The sequence below is a fragment of the Meiothermus hypogaeus genome (assembly GCF_003574035.1).
In the GTDB taxonomy this organism is placed as follows: domain Bacteria; phylum Deinococcota; class Deinococci; order Deinococcales; family Thermaceae; genus Meiothermus; species Meiothermus hypogaeus.
The window spans coordinates 1-2,328 of the sequence record NZ_QWKY01000153.1; the positions used below are offsets into that span (position 1 = coordinate 1).

Annotated in this window: 2 protein-coding genes; one reads left to right on the forward strand and one right to left on the reverse strand. The window is 62.6% G+C overall.

The window, feature by feature from the left end; translation table 11 throughout:
* The first annotated feature begins 329 nt into the window (after positions 1-329).
* Positions 330-1,448 (forward strand): 5-(carboxyamino)imidazole ribonucleotide synthase, encoded by a 1,119-nt coding sequence (locus Mhypo_RS17580; protein ID WP_119342507.1) that lies wholly within the window; start codon positions 330-332, stop codon positions 1,446-1,448.
* Here the strand turns inward: Mhypo_RS17580 and Mhypo_RS17585 are convergent.
* Positions 1,438-2,328 (reverse strand): vitamin B12 dependent-methionine synthase activation domain-containing protein (locus Mhypo_RS17585; protein ID WP_276309768.1); only part of this gene is annotated, 891 nt, incomplete at its 5' end. The two genes, Mhypo_RS17580 and Mhypo_RS17585, sit on opposite strands and share 11 nt — an antisense overlap.

The following is a 2,328-nucleotide window of genomic DNA, read 5'->3' on the forward strand; positions in this document are numbered from 1 at the left end:
CGGGGGCCGATGGCCCTTCACTGTCGGTCGGCGAAGAAAGCGTCTCCCTTCCAAGGGGCGGTATCGCCCTCCGCTACGCGGATAACTTCCAAGGGGCGGTATCGCCCTCCGCTACGCGGATAACTTCGGCCCTGTTGATTCGTTACCGAACGGTAACGAATCAACCGAATCTGGTATGAAACATCCAGAAGTCTCGAGCTTGAAGTGGCCTGAAGTGGGGTGCCAGAGATGCCCGTTCGATTAACTCCAATGCTGCTTGGGTAAACTCCCGGACGGCATGACGGGAGGGTATATTGGGCTCTTGCATATACCTCGAGTAGGCTATAGGTGTGCGGATAGGGGTTCTGGGCGGTGGACAACTGGGAAGAATGCTGGCCCTGGCAGGGTATCCCCTGGGGCTTCGCTTTCGTTTTTTGGATCGGGTGGCGGAGGCTCCGGCGGGCCAGCTGGCCGAGCTGCTGCAGGGCGATTATGCCGACGAAGCGGTGTTGGGCCGTTTTGCCGAGGGCCTCGAGCTCATCACCTATGAGTTCGAGAACGTACCGGTAGGGGCGGCGAAATGGCTGGCCGAACGCCGGCCCGTTTACCCGCCGCCGGTAGCCCTCGAGGTAGCGCAGGATCGGCTGGCCGAAAAGACCTTTTTTCAGGGGCTGGGTATCCCTACCCCCTTGTTTTATCCGGTGCTGACCCAAAACGACCTGCTGGATGGCCTCGAGCGCACCGGTTTTCCGGCCATACTCAAAACCCGTCGGCTGGGCTACGATGGCAAGGGACAGAAGCTGCTGCATTCGTCGAACGATCTCGAGACCGCCTGGCTACAACTCGGGGGACAGCCCCTCATTCTGGAAGCTTTTGTGCCCTTCGAGCGCGAGTTGTCCATCCTGGCGGTGCGTAGCCGAAGCGGTCAGGTGGCTTTTTATCCCCTGGTGGAAAACCACCACGCGGGCGGCATCCTGCGCAAAAGCCTGGCCCCTGCCCCGGCCACCCCGGCCCGCCTACAGCACGAAGCCGAGCACCTTGCCCTGCGGGTGATGGAAAAACTCGACTACGTGGGGGTTCTGGCCATCGAGCTATTTGAGGTGGAGGGAACCCTCTGGGCCAACGAGATGGCCCCCCGGGTGCACAATTCGGGCCACTGGACGATTGAAGGAGCCGAGACCAGCCAGTTCGAAAACCACCTGCGGGCCGTACTGGGCCTGCCCCTGGGTTCTACGGCGGCCCGGGGCCACTCGGCCATGCTCAACCTGATTGGCCAGAGGCCCAACACCGCCCTAGTGCTGGAAATTCCCGGCGCCCACCTACACTGGTACGGAAAGGCGGTGCGTCCAGGGCGCAAAGTGGGGCACATCACCTTGCGGACCGCTGCGCCGGATGCCCTCGAGGTCGGCCTGAAGCAGCTAGAAGCAGTTCTGGCCGAAACCCCGGCGGCTGCGCCACTCACAGATTGAAATACTTAGCGGCGGGGTGGTGCACCACAATGGCGCTGGTGGACTGCTCGGGATGAAGCTGGTACTCCTCGCTTAGCTCGACTCCAATTTCCTGCCACTGGAGCAGGTCTTGCAAGTAGCGCTGGTCTTCCAAACGGGGGCAGGCCGGGTAGCCAAAGCTGTAGCGGCTGCCCTGATAGCCCTGCCGGAAAAGCTCTTGCAGGTTTGTGGCGTCGTCTTGGGCAATGTCCAGCTGCTGGCGGATGCGCTTGTGCCAGTATTCGGCCAGGGCCTCGGCCATCTCTACCGAGAAGCCGTGCAGGTAAAGGTAATCCTGGTAGGCATCGGATTGAAACAAGGCCTGGGCTACCTCCGAGACCTTGCGGCCCATGGTGACTACCTGGGCGGCCAGCACGTCGCGGGCGCCGTTTTCCCAGGCCGCCTGTGGAAACCAGGTTTGCTCCTGACCAGTGGGATCGGCGTAGCGCGGGCGGAAAAAGTCGGCGATGCACAGGTGGCGGGAGCCCGCGCCCATCTGGCGGGGGAAGTTGAAACGGAAGCGCTCGGCCCCAGAGGCCGGGTCGAAAACGATCAGGTCGTTTTTGTCCGAGGCCACCGGCCAGTAGCCATAGACCACAGCGGGCTCGAGCCAGCCTTCACCCATGGCCTGGAGCACCATGTCCTCGAACATCGGCTCGGCCAGGCGCTCCAGATAGGCCTCGTATTCAGGCTGACTCATCTCGCCCTTGCGAAAGCCCCACTGCCCCCGGAAGAGCGCGTTCTTGTTGACGTAGCGGGAGATGACCCCGATCTCGAGCTCGCTGCTATCCACCACCCGCCGGCCCCAGAAGGGGGGCCGGCGGGTGGTGGATAGCAGCGAGCTCGAGATCGGGGTCATCTC